The following is a 16000-nucleotide window of genomic DNA, read 5'->3' as shown; positions in this document are numbered from 1 at the left end:
CACTTCGGCAGGGGCGGATCCGACCTTGCCGACCAGAGGATTCTACCCATGAACACGAAAACCACCAGCGACCAGCATCAGCGTCCAGTTGTGTCGTCCCACGCAGCAGACGAGTACGACAACCGATTCGACAACGGAGACGTCCCCCTCGCAACAGCGTGGGAACGCGGGGTTCGAGTCGAAGCACCGGACAAAGACTACCACGAGGCTCGGCTCCACCCGTTGATGGACCTGCTGATGACCTGCAAGAACGGAGTCATTACGACCGTGATGTACGCCAGTAGGACACGGGTCCAAGCACCCGGCAAGGTTCGGTGTCAGGGGTGCGGTCACCCCCACGAACCGCTTCGAACAAACGAGACCTGCCCGTGGTGTGGTTCGACCGCCGAGGCTGGTCGGAGCACCGGAGCGATCAGCATCACTCGAAAGGGAGGTAACTGAAATGGCGCAAAAGCAGGGACTCGCTGATCTCGCCGATCTTTCTGGGACAGGAGACAATGTCCTCGTTAAAGCTCAGGTGACTTGTGAGCAAGATCTGAACAGCCATCGACCCTACCAGAAGGGGCTCCTCTGGGACAAGTCGATGAACTACGGAGACATCCGGGCCTTCGTTGTCTACGACCCCGACGTTCGCCTGGAACCTGGAAAAGTCTACATCCTGAACGGCAAAGACCACTACTACGACCCCCGTGGCGAAGTCCAACTCATGCTCCACGACGGTGCCTACGTGAAGGAGCTCTACGACACCAACTCGTGAACCCCCGACCCCTATTTTTTATCCAACTCTGGAGTGCTCAGTCGCCTCAGGTTTCCTGAGTCGATAGACCCCCGTATTTATATCCCGCCGAGAGGAGTGGGTAGTGTGCCAGTCTTTCACTCATACGTGAATGACGATGGATATTATATTACTGCTCGACCGTCTGATGTTGGGAACATAACCTACCAGACTACCAGCGAAGCCGATCAACTTATATCTGAGTTGGGTTACGAAGACGAAGATGATCTCCCATGGGGGATCATCAATCCACTCCGATCAGCTGATCTCATCTATACAAACAATCAAGGAGTCGATAGTCATCAAGAAGACGCACCAAACCTTGACCCCTCAAAGTTACCGGAACTAACGGAAAGCGAGATACAGAAATTACTTGATTATTTCGACTCACGAGGGGACATACCTGACCATATCTATAGCCAGCTCGAAGAGAAAATTGAATCCTCAGCAGAGAATATGCTCGATAAGGTATGTTCGAGATTTCATTCCAAATTCCCCAACAATTCTACGAAACTCCATGTGACTTGGAAGTCGGGGAAGCATGAGGAAATCAATGAGATTAGAATTGAGATTAGGGATCTGAAAATCACTCACTACCTAAGAATGCGGGGCGGATCCTCGATCGACGAGTGGGAGGTGGAGCATTCCTATAATGAGAGTTGGGAAGGAATGGCCAAAGCATACGAAACTAGACCGGAAATTATGCGTGCCCTGGACGAAATCAATTCCGAGCTCCCTTTCGAGATCACTTGGTGTGAAGGCCTCAACGATGGATACCTGATCTGATCTTGTCTGCTTTTCGTGTGTCTGGGAGTAGATAGAAAACCACCAATATCTAAACTTTGGAGTCTGTTTGTGAACTCCAAAGTTCAATTGCCCATGGCCCGTGATAGTATATAAAGAGGATTCATTGTAATGAGCGATTCTGCAGATTCCAAAGTTCGTGCCAAAGTATGGCTCACGCCAGACCAAGTCGAAGCACTCCGATCGGCCTGTTACGCGACAGGTGCAGAGTATCTCCAACAACGCAACGAAGCCATCATTGCGTTCACGTACGATACCGGACTTCGAGTGGGGGAACTCGTCCAAGTGGATGTCTCACTGCTTCGGAGCAACAACTCGGAACTCTATCTGCCAACAGAGATCCAGAAAGACTACCCCAACGAGAACTCGCCACCGCCGGTAACGCTCGAACTGGCGGACGATACTGCACGATTGCTGTCGGCCTACCTCACCAATCGATGGAAGGAATCACCAGCGCTGTTCCCATCTCGTTCCTCGGACAGAATTTCAGAGCAGGGCGTCCGGAATATGCTTCACAAAGTTGCTGAAGCAGCAGCAGTGCGCCCATACAAAATTGACGGCAGTCGCGGTGATGCCGGTGACGTGACACCGCATGCGCTCCGACATGGTGTTGCCTACCGGATGATGAACGAAGAAGATGAGAACACGCTCTACGATGTCCGCAATCGGCTCCGTCACCGGAGTATCCAGACGACCGAACGGATCTATGATCACCTGCTGAAGGTCTAATCCGACAATAGTACTGGCACAGTGGCCTGAAATTCAGAAGGCACGCGAACTGGCTATACGGCTCCGTCTGAACAGCCAGTCCACAGTTGACACTGAGATGGATTCCCCGTGACAATCGGAGCGAGTGGCTGCCGATGCGAATCACGAGGAATTACCTCTATCGGACGCGAACTTCGGGATATGACATCGCCGGTCGAAGGATGGGCGAGAGACCGATTCGACGAGTCGTTCGGAACGCTTGATGATGCGGTTGCGCGGAAAGCAGCACTCGCACACGCCACCAAGTACGCGATCCTGTCCTACCTGCACGAGAACGGTGACGTCTCCAGAGAGGATCTCGCCACAATCGTCGAGGACGGCGTTGAGAGTCACGTCGGTGATCTCATCGATGCTGGCCTCGCAGCCCGTATCGGCGCTCCTGACGACCAGCCCCAAGAGACGGTGTACCGAATCACGCCCTCTGGTCGTCGGGAAATCGAGACTGACATGAAGCATATCGTGCATCACGCGTAACCCGCCGAATATGAAACTCCGATACTACGCTGACGCCGATATTCGTGAGCACCACGAGCATGTGCTCCGACTGTTGCGAACGCTCCACGATGACCATGGCCTCGCGGTGGAGATCGATCGGATCGACGAACAACACGGATCGATTACGGAGTTTCCCGGCGAGGTACGGTCTGCGACGCCAGAAACCGTCTACGAACGTGACCTCAAACGGAATCGTGCTCTGAACCAGTCCATCGAGCCGACTCCCTCAGAAGGCTTCAAACGATACGGGAAGCTCGACATCGCCGGCAACGTCGCACTCGTCGATGATGAGGGGACCGTCCAGTGGGCTTCGACGTTACCGGGGTATGCTGATGGTTATGGGCCAGGTGTCGAAGACCGAACTGCGATGGACTTCCTCGAAGAGGTTGCCACCGCACCGAGCAACCGCTTCTGTGTCGAGTGTCTTCACCTGCTGGACGGCGACGAACGCTTCTGTCCGAACTGTGGCGCAGAACTCCAGTAGCGATTCGTTTGCCTCGCAGACCAGTCTCCACCATCAGCCGTCAACCTATGACTCGCCGCCGGCCTGCGTGTGGAACTCCCGGCCAGATTTGAATTCAGTCAATTCATCGATCCGGGCTTCGAGGGCTTCGATCTCGTTACGAAGCTCGGCGGCCTCCTCGCCCTCGGTCGCCGCGAGTTGATCCTTGAGCCCCTGTAGTCGCGTTTCTTTGCGGTCCTGATCCACCTCGGCCTTCCGGACGTACGCTGACTCTTCGATCTCGTAGACATCAGATTCGGAGAGATCCGTGACAGCGAGTGCATCATCGACCTTGTCGCGGTCAACCCCCATCACCCGTTCGCGGTCAATCCCGGCCTCCGCAAGCGTGTCCAGGACCTCCTCCTCGTCTTTCAGCGACCGATTGCGTCGTGTCGTCCGCTGGACGGACCCGAAGGGACCGCTGACTGGTCGGTCGTGGTGCAGCCGGCTGAGAAGCACATCGCCCACGTCCTGGCGGAGATCGTTCGCGTTGCGTTGGACGTCCGAGAGGAGCGTATAGATGTTGACGAGTCCGTCTGTCTCCATGTCTTGGAGCGCGGTCACGTCGTGTCGTTCGAGGGCGTCAACAAGCAGCAGCGCATCCGCATAGACATCCAGGTCCGGCTCCATTCGGTCTGTCGCCTCAGCGTCGGTGTCATCCGCAGCGTCCAGTACCTGGCTCGTGGTCTCCGCGTCTGTCTCGACAATCACACCCCTTTCTTCGTCGATTTCGAAGCGTGGGTGGACGCTCAGGACTGCTGGATACGGGTCGGCGTCAGGCGGCAGTCGATCAAGCTCGAATCCGTTCGGTTCGTCAGTGATCCGTCGGTACAGCGTCTCGAACTGGTCGCGGTGTAACGGCCGTGTCTCATCATGCTCGCGGTCGAGAAACTTGATGATGACACGGTGTTCTTGGACATCGGCAGTGCGAAACTGCTTGTGCGAGAGCGGCGTGCGCAGCGTCGCACCCTCAGGGAGCGTATCGAGTTCCTCCACCAACGTGGACCAACTCTCGCGGAAGGACATACCAGTACCTTCGGTAGTGAGCGGCAAAATCGTGTGGGTGTGGTCCGTCTACGCCGTTCTCTGGACGCTGATACGTACGTCATCCGGTGATTCCACAGCTTTCGTTGTTCCTGCGCAACCGATGACCCGCTGGCGCGCACACAGACGAATTTAAAAAATACTGATATCGAAACCATTTCAATCCCCTCTATTACACGCCATCATCAAACCCTGAAAGTGTATTCTTTTGCGGACACACCCCTCCCTCTGCACTATAATATACTGTAACAAACATATCAGCCTAATTGCGGACACACCCCCTCCCCCCGTCCGATGTACATCCTGAACTAGTTCTGGCGACCATCTTCTCTCATACAGGGGCTTCAGTGTCGCCGCCCGTCAGCGGCGCACGGATTGTCACGTCGAACTCGATCGTCTCGTAGGGGACGAAGGGCTGCTTCGCCTGCCCTGCCTCGCGGTACTGGACGATCCCGTACTCAGCGAGGACTTCAACATCTTCGTGCACGGCCGAGTAACTGCGTCCGAGTCGGTCGGCCAACTCCGTGATGCTCTCGGCTGGCCGACCCATCAGCGAGCGCAGCAGTTCGAGTCGGCGATCCGTGAGCAGTTTCCGGATTCCCTCGGCAGTCTCGAACGAGACGACCGCGTCGCGCTGCTCGCCGTCCTCGGCAGCGCCGGCGGCTTCGACCGCCTCGTCGAATGCATCCTCGGCCGAGGCAATCGTGACGCGCAGTGTGTCCGGGAAGTTCATATCCTCGGGTGCGGGCATGTCGGTGTGGTTATCGTCGGGCATTGATTTCGGTCACCTCGTGGCGAAAGCGGGTAACATGGTCTTGGAGCCCCTCGAACTCGATGCCGGTCACCTCGTCAGCGTGGTGCCGGTGATGCGGACCGACATCGGAATCGTGGGCGTTGTCGTACCGGAGGATCTGCTCCCCCTCTTCCGGAGCGTAGTACTGAAATCGGTAGTAGTACCCGCCCGGTGACGAGGAGCTCTCGACAGCGAACAATTCGACCCGTGTCCCTGCCTCGGCATCAACCTCGAAGTTCCGGTTGAGTACGACATCACCATCAGCCATGTTGCCCTGTCACTATAACCTATAACCCGATACCCCATAATTCTGGTGCTGATCCCGAGACGAGCAGTCGCTCCTATCGGAGTCCGTCTCATCCATAGCATCCAGTTCTCTGGCCAGCCGTCGGAGTTGCGCGTCGGAAATCATGAGAACTCATCCGCGAGGAACGATTCGGGGGTGACGTTCAGGCGGAGTTGGTATGTGCTGTCACGGGTCCCCGTCGCTTCTCTCGTCGGATCAAGTAGTGGATATCCAGTCGTGAAGTTCTCAACGAGGTCCCGATACTCCGGAAGGTCGATATCCAACTGGTCGGCGAGATAGACAATTCGTTTCGTTGCGGCACCGTTCCCGACACGCCGCAGGTACTCGATGACTCGCTCCCATGAACATCGCATCTCAACAGCGTTCTGCATCGCCTTCGCAAGCTCGCTGATACCTCCGCAGAACTCCGGATGGTCGGCGCAATCGACCAGGGTCTTTTCGACACTCGAAATGTTCACCTGGCTCGACCCAACCGGAGTCGGTTGATAGCCGAAAAACTTCTGCTCAGTGACCGACACGGGTCGATACGTAACACCGTGGATTTCGCGCTCTTGGGCGCGCACTGTCGTCACGATGTACACAGTGCGGGACATCTGCTCTGTAAGCCCGTGGTGATTCAGCGCACTCCAGTACCCGACGTACATTGGCTCCACGAGCGCTGACGCGATTACGAACTCGTGTGCGGTATAGACCGCGTTCTCGCCCGCAGCGAGCGGCAGGATGAGATACTTCCCGTGAGCGATCCGCTCAAGCCACCCTTTCTCCTTGAGCGCATACGCCATATCCTTCGCCGACTTCCGCGGGATGTCAAGTGCGTCCGCGATGTCACTAATCGTGATGACCTGCCGGTTCTCGCTTGCGAGCCGTGACAGTGCCTGCGACTCGCGCGTCGACAGGCTCTTTCGTTGAGCTTCTTCCTCGTTTGTTGACTCCATAGCCGCTCAGCGTACATAGACTCTAAATCCAGCAGTGATAAAGGTGATTGTTTAGTGCTAGTTTCGGGAAAGTCAGCTCTTGAACCGCTGAGCATACACAGAATCTAACTGTTCTGCTAGGCTCGAATCTCAGCAGGATCTGCGTCGCCTGCTCGCTGTGCTAATCGACGCGTTCACACGCGCATGAATAACGCCGATTCGATCCGATACTCAGTCACGACTGCGGGGTGTTCCTACACAAGAGCACTGAGCCACCTAACCGTGTTACCTGTAGTCTGTGTACCCTCGTTCTCGAAGGAACTCGTACCGGTTGTTGTGATTTCCGATTATCCCGCTGTTAGTGAGCTCTGCTCCCGTGTAGCGTTCTAGAATCTCAGGGTCGGAAATGATCGCCCCGTGATAATCGTCGAATGCCTCGGTGACATCCACGAGTTTCTCCCCGTCCAGCATACACCACGCATGCTCAGTCCCATCCAGATCGAGATCGTCCATGACCGCGAATCCCTCGGTATACTTGAACCGGTCATTGTATACCCACATTCGCAGCGCGTTTCCAAAACAGGTTTTTGCAGACTGCGTTGTCGCTTCGATGGCTTCTTTGATGAGTGTTCGTTCCGCGGCGGTCACAGCGTCGGATAGTGCGATCCGACGCCCAGCAACCCTTACGTGCTCTATCTCCTGTTTCGCCACGCCTTCTCCGTTGTCTGCCACGTACCGATACATCGGAGATCGTTCTCGTGACGTCTCGACGTACGTAGAAGCTGGATTCACCGTCGGCACCTCTTTTACTCGACAGTGTGATGGACGACGCGATCCATAACGCGCTCCCGAGCGGCCTCGATTTCGTTCCGAGAGATGTCTCGGTCAAGCACATCCTCCGGGTGCGGCGCATAGTCCGCGCCCGGGTCAATACCACTCTTTTCCAGTAATACGGAGCGCAAGTAGAACTCGTCGATCGTATCTACGCCCTCGTAGATGGTATTGCGTAATCCATCTGGTACGTAGGCTCCACGTTTCACGTTGGTCTCGGTCGCGTAGTCGTCGACATCCTTGATTTCCCGTTCGACGAAGAGGTAGGTAGGATCACATATGCCCCAATGCCCGAAATACAATTCGAGTTCGACACGAGTACGGTCTTCGTCGGACTCGTTCCTCGCGGTAGAGGCAAGCAGATTCCACGTCGTATCGTCGACGGCGTCGATGTCCCGCGTCTCGCCGTCATCCCATGGTTGCGGTCCCAAAATCGTACAGAGTTCTTGAGCCCGGTCCCACTGGTCAAGGATGTCAGACCAGTGGTCTTCGACCCTGTCCGAAGGGAGCCCAAGGGTGTCGCCGATTTCATCAATCGATTCACCGTTTTTCCAGAGGGCAAGTACATCTGCTTGCCGTTCAGTGAGCGGGGTGCGTGCCTGCAAGTACTCGCTATGGTCTAACCATCCTGTGTGATATCCGGTCATATCTGATTCCGGATAAGCATATGAACCATACTGCCATAAAGAGTTGGAAACTGGGGACGCAAAACAGAGTCTCAGGGCTTCACACGCCCTTATTTGAAGGTTAGGGTTTTCAGAAAGTCGCCGTCTGTGTATTTCATAAACATCATTGTAAATCGACAATCACCAAATCATCAAGGCGGGTCTGGTTCCCCTGGCGGCCATGTGGTCACCGGTGTCCTGAGGGGCAGTGGTGCCATCATCATGAAGCTCACGAGCGACCCTGTTCCGACTCGCGGTCGGCCACATCGAGATCGTCGTACATCCGGTCAAGCATCGACAGCGCCGACTGGAACTGCGCGTAGTGCTCACGCATGTAGGCGACGGTCTCGTCACGAGGGACGACCGAGTAGCCGTCGACGTGGTCGATTTCGAGCGTGGGTCGCGGATCGAGGACGATCTGGAGTGTCCCCTCAACCGCGTCTCGCGGTTGGCGCTCGAACGCCGTCGGAAGTCCGAATCGCTGGAAAAAGCTCTGCCACCTCTCGATGTCCTGTTCACGGACGGCAAGAAATATCGGATAGTCGTCGGGATTCCGACCGACCTGGTAGCCACCCTGCGTCCAGACGTAGACGGCATCGATCCGAGCGAACGCGAACGGCCAGTCGCCGAACTGCGGGAGGACGTACGCCTCTTCGATGGATGGTGGACTCACATCAGCACTCGCGGCCAGTAGGTCGCGTGCTGTCTCGCGGACGCGATCGTCGGTGACGAACAGGCCACCGTCGTAGGCGAGATAGCCCGCATCCTCAAGTCGGTTGACCGCCTGCCGGACTGTCTCGTACGGGGTGTGGAGGTGGTGGGCCACTCGTCGGATCGAATCGCCCGGCTCGATAGCGAGCAGGACGCGGGCCGCTGTCTCGTCGAACAGTTCGTACATCTAATAGTTACCAATAATTCGGGAATAATCCAAATTTATACTCTTCCAGACTACGAAGCGTCACACCGGAGCGAGTTATTCCGGCACATCACTCCCCTTGTCGGTGACACAGGTCGCCGTCCAGCACGTGGAAGTTATAGGACTCAGTTTGGTTGATACTGGCGCGTCCAGCTATTACCGTGACTCTCGGACGGCGACTTGCTGGATTGCCGATCGGAAGATTTGCCTCGTCCTCGGGTCGTCCGCCTCCCGGCTGGCCGATGACGACATCGGTGTAGTCGCATCGAATCGCTCCGTGAGTTCATCCACCGCGTCGCCCGGCGCACACCCACGCTCAACGGCAGCCTGCACTCGGTATCCGGGCGGCAGTCGCGTGTCCTCATCCACGGTGAGCTCTGCCGACTGCATTGCGATGCCCGTTTCGGCCAGAAAGCCAGCCAACAGTTTGCTGATATCGTCGTCGACATCACAGACAGAGCTGATGATCTCACTAAGCTTCTGCTCCCGCTCACCCGCCCATGGGTCAAAGTACCACGAGTCAACCGTCGGCGTCTCCCGGATGGTCACCGCACTCATCACGTACTGCCGCCCGTCCTCGATAAGTTGCATCAAGTACTTCACTTCGAATTCACTCCAGCGCTCAATCAGCTGATCTATCTCGTTGGTCACCTCAACATCAACACCGTGCTTTCCCAGCGCCGGCTCCAGCCGATCGTGGTTGGGCGGCCGGCACGTGATATCGAGATCACCAACTGACTTCACCCGGTACCCGGCTTTTCTGGAGAGCTTTTGTGCGAGGGGTTCGACCACCACGAACACGCCTGATTCCGGGATGCTGTACAGGATTTCCTCAGGCCGGTACGGGCTGTCGACTGTGAGCCGTTTCTCCCAATTCTCAGGAATTGTCCAGAACCGCTCATCTGGCATCACTGCCTGCCTGGTCTTCGGGACGCGAATCATCCACTCGCCAGTACTCTTGCTGTCGAACATGAGAACATAGTCATCCTCTACCGCCGCGACATTCACGATATCGCTGTCCGTTCGTCGGCGAAATTGCGTTTTGAATTGTCGCGCTGTCTCGGAATTCAGCACTTCGTGGTTAACGTCCGATGTGGCTGTCTGTGTGGTGTCCGCAAGTTCACCAGTCGTTCCGGATTGCTCACCGTCCGTGCCATCTGCAGGCGGATAGAATCGGTCGTCAGTCTCAATGTCAGTTCGGATGTCAGGGTCAACACTGCCACCGGTCAATTCATGTGCTTCAGTCGCGGGGACCGCATCTTCAGCTACCATTACATCCATCTATAATACCCACATACACTTAATGGATTGTAAACTGAGAAAGCGAATTAGTACTCAAAACCACGATTTTCCAAACGTTTATATGGGTAAATCGGATATGATGCTCGGCACATCGTAGGTGTTCATTGAAAACTGTGACTCGCCGTCGTCAGGCGAGTTCAGAGTTCGCCATCAAGCCGCTGTAATGCCGCAATCGCCTGCTGAATGTGACCCTGGACCGCTGGTTGCTCACTCGATACGCGGTTCTCCCGCCCCTCACGCTCGTCCGACGATTCATCCGTCGCCTGTTCGGACACATCAACTGAAACCGCGTCCTCCTGACCGCTGCCATCAGCAACCGTGTCGAGTCGCTGCTGGCCATCTCCAACCGACTCCGTCGGATTGTCAGATCCTGTTACGTCGCTTCCGTCACCCGCATCATCCGCTGGTGGTCGCCCGCCGTTACGTCGATCGATCGCATCCAACGGCAGTGCGTAGGCGTGCGCCCGTTTCTCCCGGTAGAACGTCGTCCGACGAGAGATACCAAGCACGGCCATGATCGCATCTCGGTCACAGCCGCGGTCCAGCGCCCGTCGAACGAACTCGTCCTGGACGCGTTGCAACAGCGTCTGCGGATTCGTCGGGATACGACCCCTCGCCCGGTGATCGATCTGGCCGACCATGCCCCACTCGCCGGTATCGACATCCTGGTCGACGATCTGCCGATCACGTGACGCAACCAGACTCTCCAGTCCCATTAACACCCACAACCGTTCTCGGACAGCCGTCACCGTCAGGTCCATCGAGAGTTTCTCGGTCACGTCACCGGTGGATAGCGGCCCGGAGTCGGCTAGGATCCGGAGAATCTCGACGTCTTGTGGGAGCAGCACGGTCAAGTCCTCGTCCGTGAGTTCGACGGGGACGTCCTCCTCGGTCGTCTGCTGATGCTGCCAACTGTGGCACGATCGGCAGAGGACCGTCAGGTTCTCCTCGTCGTGTTCGTCCATCTCCTCCGGGTCACGTGTCAAGTGATGGACGTGCAGCGTGGCGAGGCCGCCAGCCGCCGGGCCACACCGTCCACAGCCCTGACAGCGATGCTTGTACTTGGCCAGCATGTCCTCGCGCGTTTCCGGATCCACCGTCTCGTGACACTGGTCATGCCCGGGCATTAGAGCACCTCCGACGCCGTCAGTTTGGTTGCTCCGTGATTCGACACCATCGCTTCGATTAGGTTTGATTCGAGCATCTGTGGTCTCTCGATGTACCGCCTGCCTGCAGAGTCGTCCGCGTCGCGGTGGCGTCAGACTCGTTGGTGTGGTGTATCGCTTCAATCCGCACTCCTGCAGCCACACTGGCGTTCAGCCCTTGCTGTCCACCGTCGGCGTCAGTGACTTCAACTGGAAATCCGATTTGCTGCAGTACCGTTCGGCGACCAGCCCCAACTGCCGCGTTCGCTGCACGTCCGCCACGTTGTGCGTGACGAGATCACCGAAGTGTCCGTTTTCGAAGGCCGTGACCGCCTCCTGACTGTCATCGAACGGATCCATCGCCCCAACTGCCCCGTCGCACAGCGTTGCGTACACGCCGGCGAGGTCCCGACGGGCCTCCGACTCGTCGTCCATCATCGTGTTGAACCGCTGTGTCAGGACCGGCAGCAAATCCGTGTACGGTAGGTCCTGAAACGGCCACTCGACACCTGTTCGCGCGAGTCGCGTCCGGAGGAACGGGAGGTCAAACCCCGCCTGCCAGGTCTCACCGTTAAACGCCGCCAGTAGCACGTCATCATCGGCGAACCGCTCGGTCACGAACGTCCCGAGCGCCTCCAGCAACGCCCGTTCCGTCGCGTGCAGCGACACCTGAACGTGACAGTCTACTCGTTCCCGCACCGCCATCTCGACATCGTCACTCGACGGTGACCGGCCACCCGTCTGGCAGAACACACGAACGCCGACCGGCAGCGCGAACCCGGCAACGGTCACCGTATCAGCAACCGCGAAGCCAGTCGTCTCGATATCAAACGCGATCAACTCTAACGCCGCCATCACGACTCACCTCCCTGCTGGTCTGCCTCCGCCTGCGCCCGCTCTGGCACGCGGTCCGCGTCGGCCGGTCGCAAGCGAAGCTCACCGAACCCATACTTCGCGTGTGTCCCAACACGCTGGATGCCGTTTTTCGCGGTCTCGACCGGCCGATCACCTGCGTACGCGACGACCTGCCCATGATCGATCGTCGCCACCTCATGCGCGTCATCGCCAGCGACGAGCCGTGTCTGCCGTCGGCGTAACTGCCTGTCGGATGCCCACCACCACGGCACTGACTGCCTGTCCGCCCCCGGATACTCACTCTGCACCACGTACGGCGACAGCAATTCGATCTGCAATTCGTCAGCCGAGCGGACCCGCGAATAATCGAGCGCGTCCACGTCGATGCCCTGCGTATCTGTCAGCGACAGTTCACCGAGCCCGTAGTTCCGCGCCCCGCCGACACGCAACCCATCCAGCACGCCCTCGGAGAGCGGGAGGATGTCCTCGTCGCCCCCGTCACCGTGCAGGTAGCAGTGGACGTACCAGTGCATCGTCCGCTTCGTGTTTCGATGCTCGGGCGGCTGCCCGAACCGGGTCGCCGGTGCGAACGCCAGTCGGCCGCCATGGCTCTGAATGTCGTGCGTGTTATGCGCGTCCCGCGGCCGTGAATCCAGCAACCACCGCTGCGCCGCGTCTCGAAACACGAACACATCCTCGTACGCCTCAACAGGTGGGAGCGACATCCCAAGCTTCCCTGCATACCCGTCGTGCGAATGTGACTCCGGATACGCCCCGTACTCACCAGGGATGAACACGCCCGTACTCACGTTGAGCGCTCGACGCACCCGGCCATTCACGCGGCGGGCAAGCGCGTTGAATAAAGCGTGGCCCGTCAGGAAGTACGGGTGCCCCATGTAGTCGGATTCCATCTCGAACAGCACCTGCTGGATCGTGGTCATCGGTCACACACCCCCTCGTTTCGCCTCCAGTTCGTGATGGGAATCACGCCCCATCACCCCGTTCGGCCGCCGAGCCGTGCAATTCGATGAATTCATCGATGTACGCCAACGCCACCGACCACGACCGGATGCGACGCAGTTGGGCATCCAAGAGACGCCAACGCCGCCCGCCATCCGTGTCGATCGGGTGCGCAGGCAGACGCGACCACACGTCCGCAAACGAGCGCGCCGGTGCGTCGCCGAGTCTCGCCGCCGGGCTGTCACCGGGCGTGGCCGTCACGTGGAGCGCGAGGTCGGGCGTCCAGCACACCGTTCGGTGCGGCTCGACCTCGTCGGCCGCCAGCGCCGCCTCCGGGTCACGAGTCGTTGCCGTGTCCGTCGTCGAGGCGTCGTCCAGGCTCGAACCCGTCGCCACCAACCACAGGTCCTCGAACGCGCGCCCCGCCCGGTAGGCATCCAGAAGTGCCGCCGCGAGCAGCGTGTGATACTGCAGCGACGTATACGGGTAGTGGACCGATTCGCTGTAGGCCCCGGCGACCGCGCTCGGAAGCCACCGCGCGTGCAACCGCTCCGGGTCATCAGGTGTCACGAGGTCGCGGAACCCGCCACCAGCAGCCGCCTGAATCCGGTCCGTCTCGACAGCTGTCTCGCCCGTCAACAGCGACAAACGGTACGGCGACCAGTGATTGGCGACCGTCTGCTCGGGCTCTCCACGCGGCCGACTCAACAACGCCGCATCCCGATCCGCATGCAACGGCACCGTCTCATTCACCGCCACGCCAGCATACGACTCCGCCGCCGCGCTGTGCCGCCTGTGCCGCAGCTTGTGGACGTCGTGCCGGTACACCGCCACCATCGGGGCCGCCCGCGTGGACGCGTCCTCACGGCTCCTGTCGGCCTCCAGGGCCGGCCCGTCAACCATGCCGGCCACCTACGTCCGGCTCAACGTCTCCACGGGCTTGACGCGCGGCGTGGTCGCGCTCTTGGGTGTCGTGTGCTCGTGCTGCCGGGTCAGGGTCAAGGCCGGACGCATCGTCCGCTGCTTCTGACGACCGCTGCACCGGTTCGTCCTCGCGTTTCGGCTCCCGACGGCGCTTGGGCGCTTCGACTGGCTGCCAGTCCCGAGCACACGCGCGGTCAGGGTCCGGTTCCGGGTTGGGGTCCCAATCTGCGTCTCGGGTCACGCCGAGTCCTCCGTCGGCATCGGCAGGTCGCCGTCACCAGCGGCTGTCCGAGCCTGCAGTGCGCGCACGAACTCGTCACGACACTGATTACGCCAGATGTCGTCCTTCGTCCCCATCCCGCTTGTCGGGTCCTGCGAGCGGTTGTAGACCCGCCGGAGTTCAGCCTCCGTGTACAGCGGATTCACCACCTCAACATCGGCGATGCCAGCACCGAAATTCCGCGCCCCGCCGAGTTGCATCTCGTAGACGTCACTGTGGGCATCCAGGTATGAGATGGCCTCGACGAGCAAGCCCACATATTCGGGCTTCAACTCCCGAAGCGTCAGTCGCCACGTCCCCACGAGGTTGCCGACCACGTCCCGGGTCGCCTGCCGGAGCGGTTGGCCCTCGTCAGCTTCGTTGCGCGAGCGTACCTGCGTGTTGAGCTGGCGGTAGTGCGCTTCGGCTTCGCCCTTCGTCACGTCCACCTGCCGTCGAATTGGTGAGAAGCGGATCGGCCGGCGGATCACGCGGCCCGCCCGGTCACCGAACCCACCGAACAAGTCGTGAATGACGCAGCCCGCGTCGTCATCCCCGTTGTCATCAACACAGCTGCCTTTCTCGTGATACCCGTTTTCCAGGTCGCGGTCGTAGACGTCGTCGAGCATGTAGTCGGCGTCGGCATTGCCCGGATGGCAGGCCGTCGTCCCCGCCGTCTGCACCACTCCTTCACAGCCATGGCGCAGCCAACCCGATAATGTGAACGGCGAGATCTGTCCGGCAATCTGATTCTGTGGATCATCCGCTTCGTACCGATCCGCTGACGCGTGGTGGCGATCCGTCACGATCCCATCGCCCGGTGCCAGCAGGCCGATATCGAGGCCGACGTACAAGTCCGGGAACAGCATCTCATCGACCGGGCGCGGGAGGTCGAAGTCGATGTCAAGGTGCGACGCGTCGAAAGTCTGCGAGTCTTCGTCTCCGTGCATCGTCAGCGAGCACCCCCCGGCTGGCCGCCATCAGGTGCGCGAGGGGCACTAGTTTCGACCGTGTCGTCACCCTTCGAATCCGGTTCAGGTGTGCTATCAGGGTCTGCGTTGTCACCTCGCACCACTGGTCGCTGCCAAGGTTTGCGCGTCGATGGGCGATCCGCCGCAGCGAAGACGTCGCTCCGCGCAATTGGGTGTCGGAACCACGTGGTTCCCGGTAGGGGTTGTACTGTTGTGGTGTCCGCCGGACTCACCGCGCGTGGGCGTGGTGCCAGCAGGACCGGCCACGACGACTGTGTTGCAGGGTCAGCACAGGTCCCGACGCGGCCGTCAAGCACGAGTTCGCACACGCCGAGCGTAAAGTACTCCGTCGGCTCGTGCCGACACTCAGTGCATTTCACGTGCCCGATCTCGAAGGCCGGTTGGTCGGCCGGTCGGAAGGCGAACGCGACGATCGGTTCGCCTTCCCGCAGTTTTTCACCGCAGGCTTCGCAAGCCGCGGCCCCTTCCCCGAGCGCATCTTGTTGTAATTGTGATATTTCTTCAATTAACTGATCGTCGATGGACTCTTGAGTTGGTAGCTTTGAATGGTTCATGGGTTCTTTCACACACTGTGGGGAATCCGGCTCGGGTGTTCTAGCACCCGGGCATTTCCGACACTTCTCACGCCCCGAGGAGCCAATTTTCCACGTTAGTAGTTACTATATGCAGTCACTTAATAGTTACTGTTTACAGTTATCATGACTATATATAGTAATAAGTGGCTGTGGCCAGTAAGAGTTACTATGGTG

General features: G+C 58.8%; 20 protein-coding genes. 6 read left to right on the top strand and 14 right to left on the bottom strand.

Translation table 11 applies throughout. The annotated features are described in order from the left end of the window. Positions 1–48 precede the first annotated feature (48 nt). The 6 genes from NLF94_RS21145 (at position 49) to NLF94_RS12100 (ending at position 3326) form a co-directional block, all read left to right on the top strand. Positions 49–441, top strand: coding sequence for a hypothetical protein (locus NLF94_RS21145; protein ID WP_491562640.1), 393 nt, complete (start codon positions 49–51; stop codon positions 439–441). 1 nt (position 442) lies between these two features. Further along, complete coding sequence (locus NLF94_RS12120) at positions 443–757, top strand: hypothetical protein (protein WP_254837887.1); 315 nt, start codon at positions 443–445, stop codon at positions 755–757. Between the two features lie 105 nt (positions 758–862). Then, complete coding sequence (locus NLF94_RS12115) at positions 863–1561, top strand: hypothetical protein (protein ID WP_254837886.1); 699 nt, start codon at positions 863–865, stop codon at positions 1559–1561. 129 nt (positions 1562–1690) lie between these two features. After that, complete coding sequence (locus NLF94_RS12110; RefSeq protein ID WP_254837885.1) at positions 1691–2308, top strand: tyrosine-type recombinase/integrase; 618 nt, start codon at positions 1691–1693, stop codon at positions 2306–2308. 180 nt (positions 2309–2488) lie between these two features. Continuing rightward, entirely contained in the window at positions 2489–2821 is a 333-nt protein-coding gene (locus NLF94_RS12105; protein ID WP_254837884.1) for a helix-turn-helix domain-containing protein, read from the top strand. Between the two features lie 10 nt (positions 2822–2831). Further along, complete coding sequence (locus NLF94_RS12100; protein ID WP_254837883.1) at positions 2832–3326, top strand: DUF8045 domain-containing protein; 495 nt, start codon at positions 2832–2834, stop codon at positions 3324–3326. A gap of 45 nt (positions 3327–3371) precedes the next feature. On the opposite strand, the gene NLF94_RS12095 is transcribed toward NLF94_RS12100, so the two are convergent. The 14 genes from NLF94_RS12095 to NLF94_RS21140 all read right to left on the bottom strand — a co-directional run bounded on the left by NLF94_RS12095 (position 3372) and on the right by NLF94_RS21140 (position 15805). Then, positions 3372–4370, bottom strand: a complete 999-nt coding sequence (locus tag NLF94_RS12095; RefSeq protein ID WP_254837882.1) for a DUF7983 family protein — start codon at positions 4368–4370, stop codon at positions 3372–3374. A gap of 349 nt (positions 4371–4719) precedes the next feature. Then, a complete protein-coding gene (locus NLF94_RS12090) occupies positions 4720–5163 on the bottom strand; it encodes an HVO_A0114 family putative DNA-binding protein (RefSeq protein ID WP_254837881.1) in 444 nt (147 codons plus the stop codon). Further along, a complete protein-coding gene (locus NLF94_RS12085; RefSeq protein ID WP_254837880.1) occupies positions 5150–5449 on the bottom strand; it encodes a toxin-antitoxin system TumE family protein in 300 nt (99 codons plus the stop codon). The genes NLF94_RS12090 and NLF94_RS12085 overlap by 14 nt, the downstream gene beginning before the upstream one ends. A gap of 140 nt (positions 5450–5589) precedes the next feature. Further along, positions 5590–6423 carry a type IV toxin-antitoxin system AbiEi family antitoxin domain-containing protein gene (locus NLF94_RS12080; protein WP_254837879.1) on the bottom strand — a complete coding sequence of 278 codons (834 nt, stop codon included), beginning with the start codon at positions 6421–6423 and terminating at the stop codon, positions 5590–5592. Between the two features lie 264 nt (positions 6424–6687). After that, positions 6688–7134 (bottom strand): hypothetical protein, encoded by a 447-nt coding sequence (locus NLF94_RS12075; protein ID WP_254837878.1) that lies wholly within the window; start codon positions 7132–7134, stop codon positions 6688–6690. A gap of 74 nt (positions 7135–7208) precedes the next feature. Continuing rightward, positions 7209–7838: a helix-turn-helix transcriptional regulator gene (locus tag NLF94_RS12070; RefSeq protein WP_254837877.1), complete on the bottom strand. Its 630-nt coding sequence runs from the start codon at positions 7836–7838 to the stop codon at positions 7209–7211. A gap of 289 nt (positions 7839–8127) precedes the next feature. After that, positions 8128–8796 carry an RNA polymerase subunit sigma-70 gene (locus NLF94_RS12065; protein WP_254837876.1) on the bottom strand — a complete coding sequence of 223 codons (669 nt, stop codon included), beginning with the start codon at positions 8794–8796 and terminating at the stop codon, positions 8128–8130. Between the two features lie 174 nt (positions 8797–8970). After that, the gene (locus NLF94_RS12060) at positions 8971–10086 is read right to left on the bottom strand and encodes a hypothetical protein (protein ID WP_254837875.1); all 1116 of its coding nucleotides are present in this window, start codon (positions 10084–10086) and stop codon (positions 8971–8973) included. A 167-nt stretch (positions 10087–10253) separates the two neighbouring features. After that, positions 10254–11243, bottom strand: a complete 990-nt coding sequence (locus NLF94_RS12055) for an HNH endonuclease (protein ID WP_254837874.1) — start codon at positions 11241–11243, stop codon at positions 10254–10256. A 189-nt stretch (positions 11244–11432) separates the two neighbouring features. After that, on the bottom strand, positions 11433–12116 hold the full coding sequence (locus tag NLF94_RS12050) for a ribonuclease H-like domain-containing protein (RefSeq protein ID WP_254837873.1): 684 nt from the start codon (positions 12114–12116) through the stop codon (positions 11433–11435). Beyond that, positions 12116–13057 (bottom strand): hypothetical protein, encoded by a 942-nt coding sequence (locus tag NLF94_RS12045; RefSeq protein ID WP_254837872.1) that lies wholly within the window; start codon positions 13055–13057, stop codon positions 12116–12118. The genes NLF94_RS12050 and NLF94_RS12045 overlap by 1 nt, the downstream gene beginning before the upstream one ends. Before the next feature lie 43 nt (positions 13058–13100). Next, complete coding sequence (locus tag NLF94_RS12040; protein WP_254837871.1) at positions 13101–13979, bottom strand: DUF8168 family protein; 879 nt, start codon at positions 13977–13979, stop codon at positions 13101–13103. A 258-nt stretch (positions 13980–14237) separates the two neighbouring features. After that, positions 14238–15209: a hypothetical protein gene (locus NLF94_RS12035; protein ID WP_254837870.1), complete on the bottom strand. Its 972-nt coding sequence runs from the start codon at positions 15207–15209 to the stop codon at positions 14238–14240. A gap of 2 nt (positions 15210–15211) precedes the next feature. Next, positions 15212–15805 carry a DUF8112 family protein gene (locus NLF94_RS21140; RefSeq protein WP_491562639.1) on the bottom strand — a complete coding sequence of 198 codons (594 nt, stop codon included), beginning with the start codon at positions 15803–15805 and terminating at the stop codon, positions 15212–15214. Positions 15806–16000 lie beyond the last annotated feature (195 nt).

Source organism: Natronomonas marina (assembly GCF_024298905.1).
Lineage (GTDB): Archaea > Halobacteriota > Halobacteria > Halobacteriales > Haloarculaceae > Natronomonas > Natronomonas marina.
This window is presented reverse-complemented; position numbering and strand designations above follow the sequence as displayed.

Coding starts and splice junctions, on each gene's coding strand:
- NLF94_RS21140 (WP_491562639.1), bottom strand. CDS start 15,805: ATGAACCATTCAAAGCTACCAACTCAAGAGTCCATCGACGATCAGTTA.
- NLF94_RS12105 (WP_254837884.1), top strand. CDS start 2,489: ATGACATCGCCGGTCGAAGGATGGGCGAGAGACCGATTCGACGAGTCG.
- NLF94_RS12060 (WP_254837875.1), bottom strand. CDS start 10,086: ATGGTAGCTGAAGATGCGGTCCCCGCGACTGAAGCACATGAATTGACC.
- NLF94_RS12065 (WP_254837876.1), bottom strand. CDS start 8,796: ATGTACGAACTGTTCGACGAGACAGCGGCCCGCGTCCTGCTCGCTATC.
- NLF94_RS12045 (WP_254837872.1), bottom strand. CDS start 13,057: ATGACCACGATCCAGCAGGTGCTGTTCGAGATGGAATCCGACTACATG.
- NLF94_RS12050 (WP_254837873.1), bottom strand. CDS start 12,116: ATGGCGGCGTTAGAGTTGATCGCGTTTGATATCGAGACGACTGGCTTC.
- NLF94_RS12100 (WP_254837883.1), top strand. CDS start 2,832: ATGAAACTCCGATACTACGCTGACGCCGATATTCGTGAGCACCACGAG.
- NLF94_RS12090 (WP_254837881.1), bottom strand. CDS start 5,163: ATGCCCGACGATAACCACACCGACATGCCCGCACCCGAGGATATGAAC.
- NLF94_RS12110 (WP_254837885.1), top strand. CDS start 1,691: ATGAGCGATTCTGCAGATTCCAAAGTTCGTGCCAAAGTATGGCTCACG.
- NLF94_RS12120 (WP_254837887.1), top strand. CDS start 443: ATGGCGCAAAAGCAGGGACTCGCTGATCTCGCCGATCTTTCTGGGACA.
- NLF94_RS12055 (WP_254837874.1), bottom strand. CDS start 11,243: ATGCCCGGGCATGACCAGTGTCACGAGACGGTGGATCCGGAAACGCGC.
- NLF94_RS12095 (WP_254837882.1), bottom strand. CDS start 4,370: ATGTCCTTCCGCGAGAGTTGGTCCACGTTGGTGGAGGAACTCGATACG.
- NLF94_RS12085 (WP_254837880.1), bottom strand. CDS start 5,449: ATGGCTGATGGTGATGTCGTACTCAACCGGAACTTCGAGGTTGATGCC.
- NLF94_RS12080 (WP_254837879.1), bottom strand. CDS start 6,423: ATGGAGTCAACAAACGAGGAAGAAGCTCAACGAAAGAGCCTGTCGACG.
- NLF94_RS21145 (WP_491562640.1), top strand. CDS start 49: ATGAACACGAAAACCACCAGCGACCAGCATCAGCGTCCAGTTGTGTCG.
- NLF94_RS12040 (WP_254837871.1), bottom strand. CDS start 13,979: ATGGTTGACGGGCCGGCCCTGGAGGCCGACAGGAGCCGTGAGGACGCG.
- NLF94_RS12035 (WP_254837870.1), bottom strand. CDS start 15,209: ATGCACGGAGACGAAGACTCGCAGACTTTCGACGCGTCGCACCTTGAC.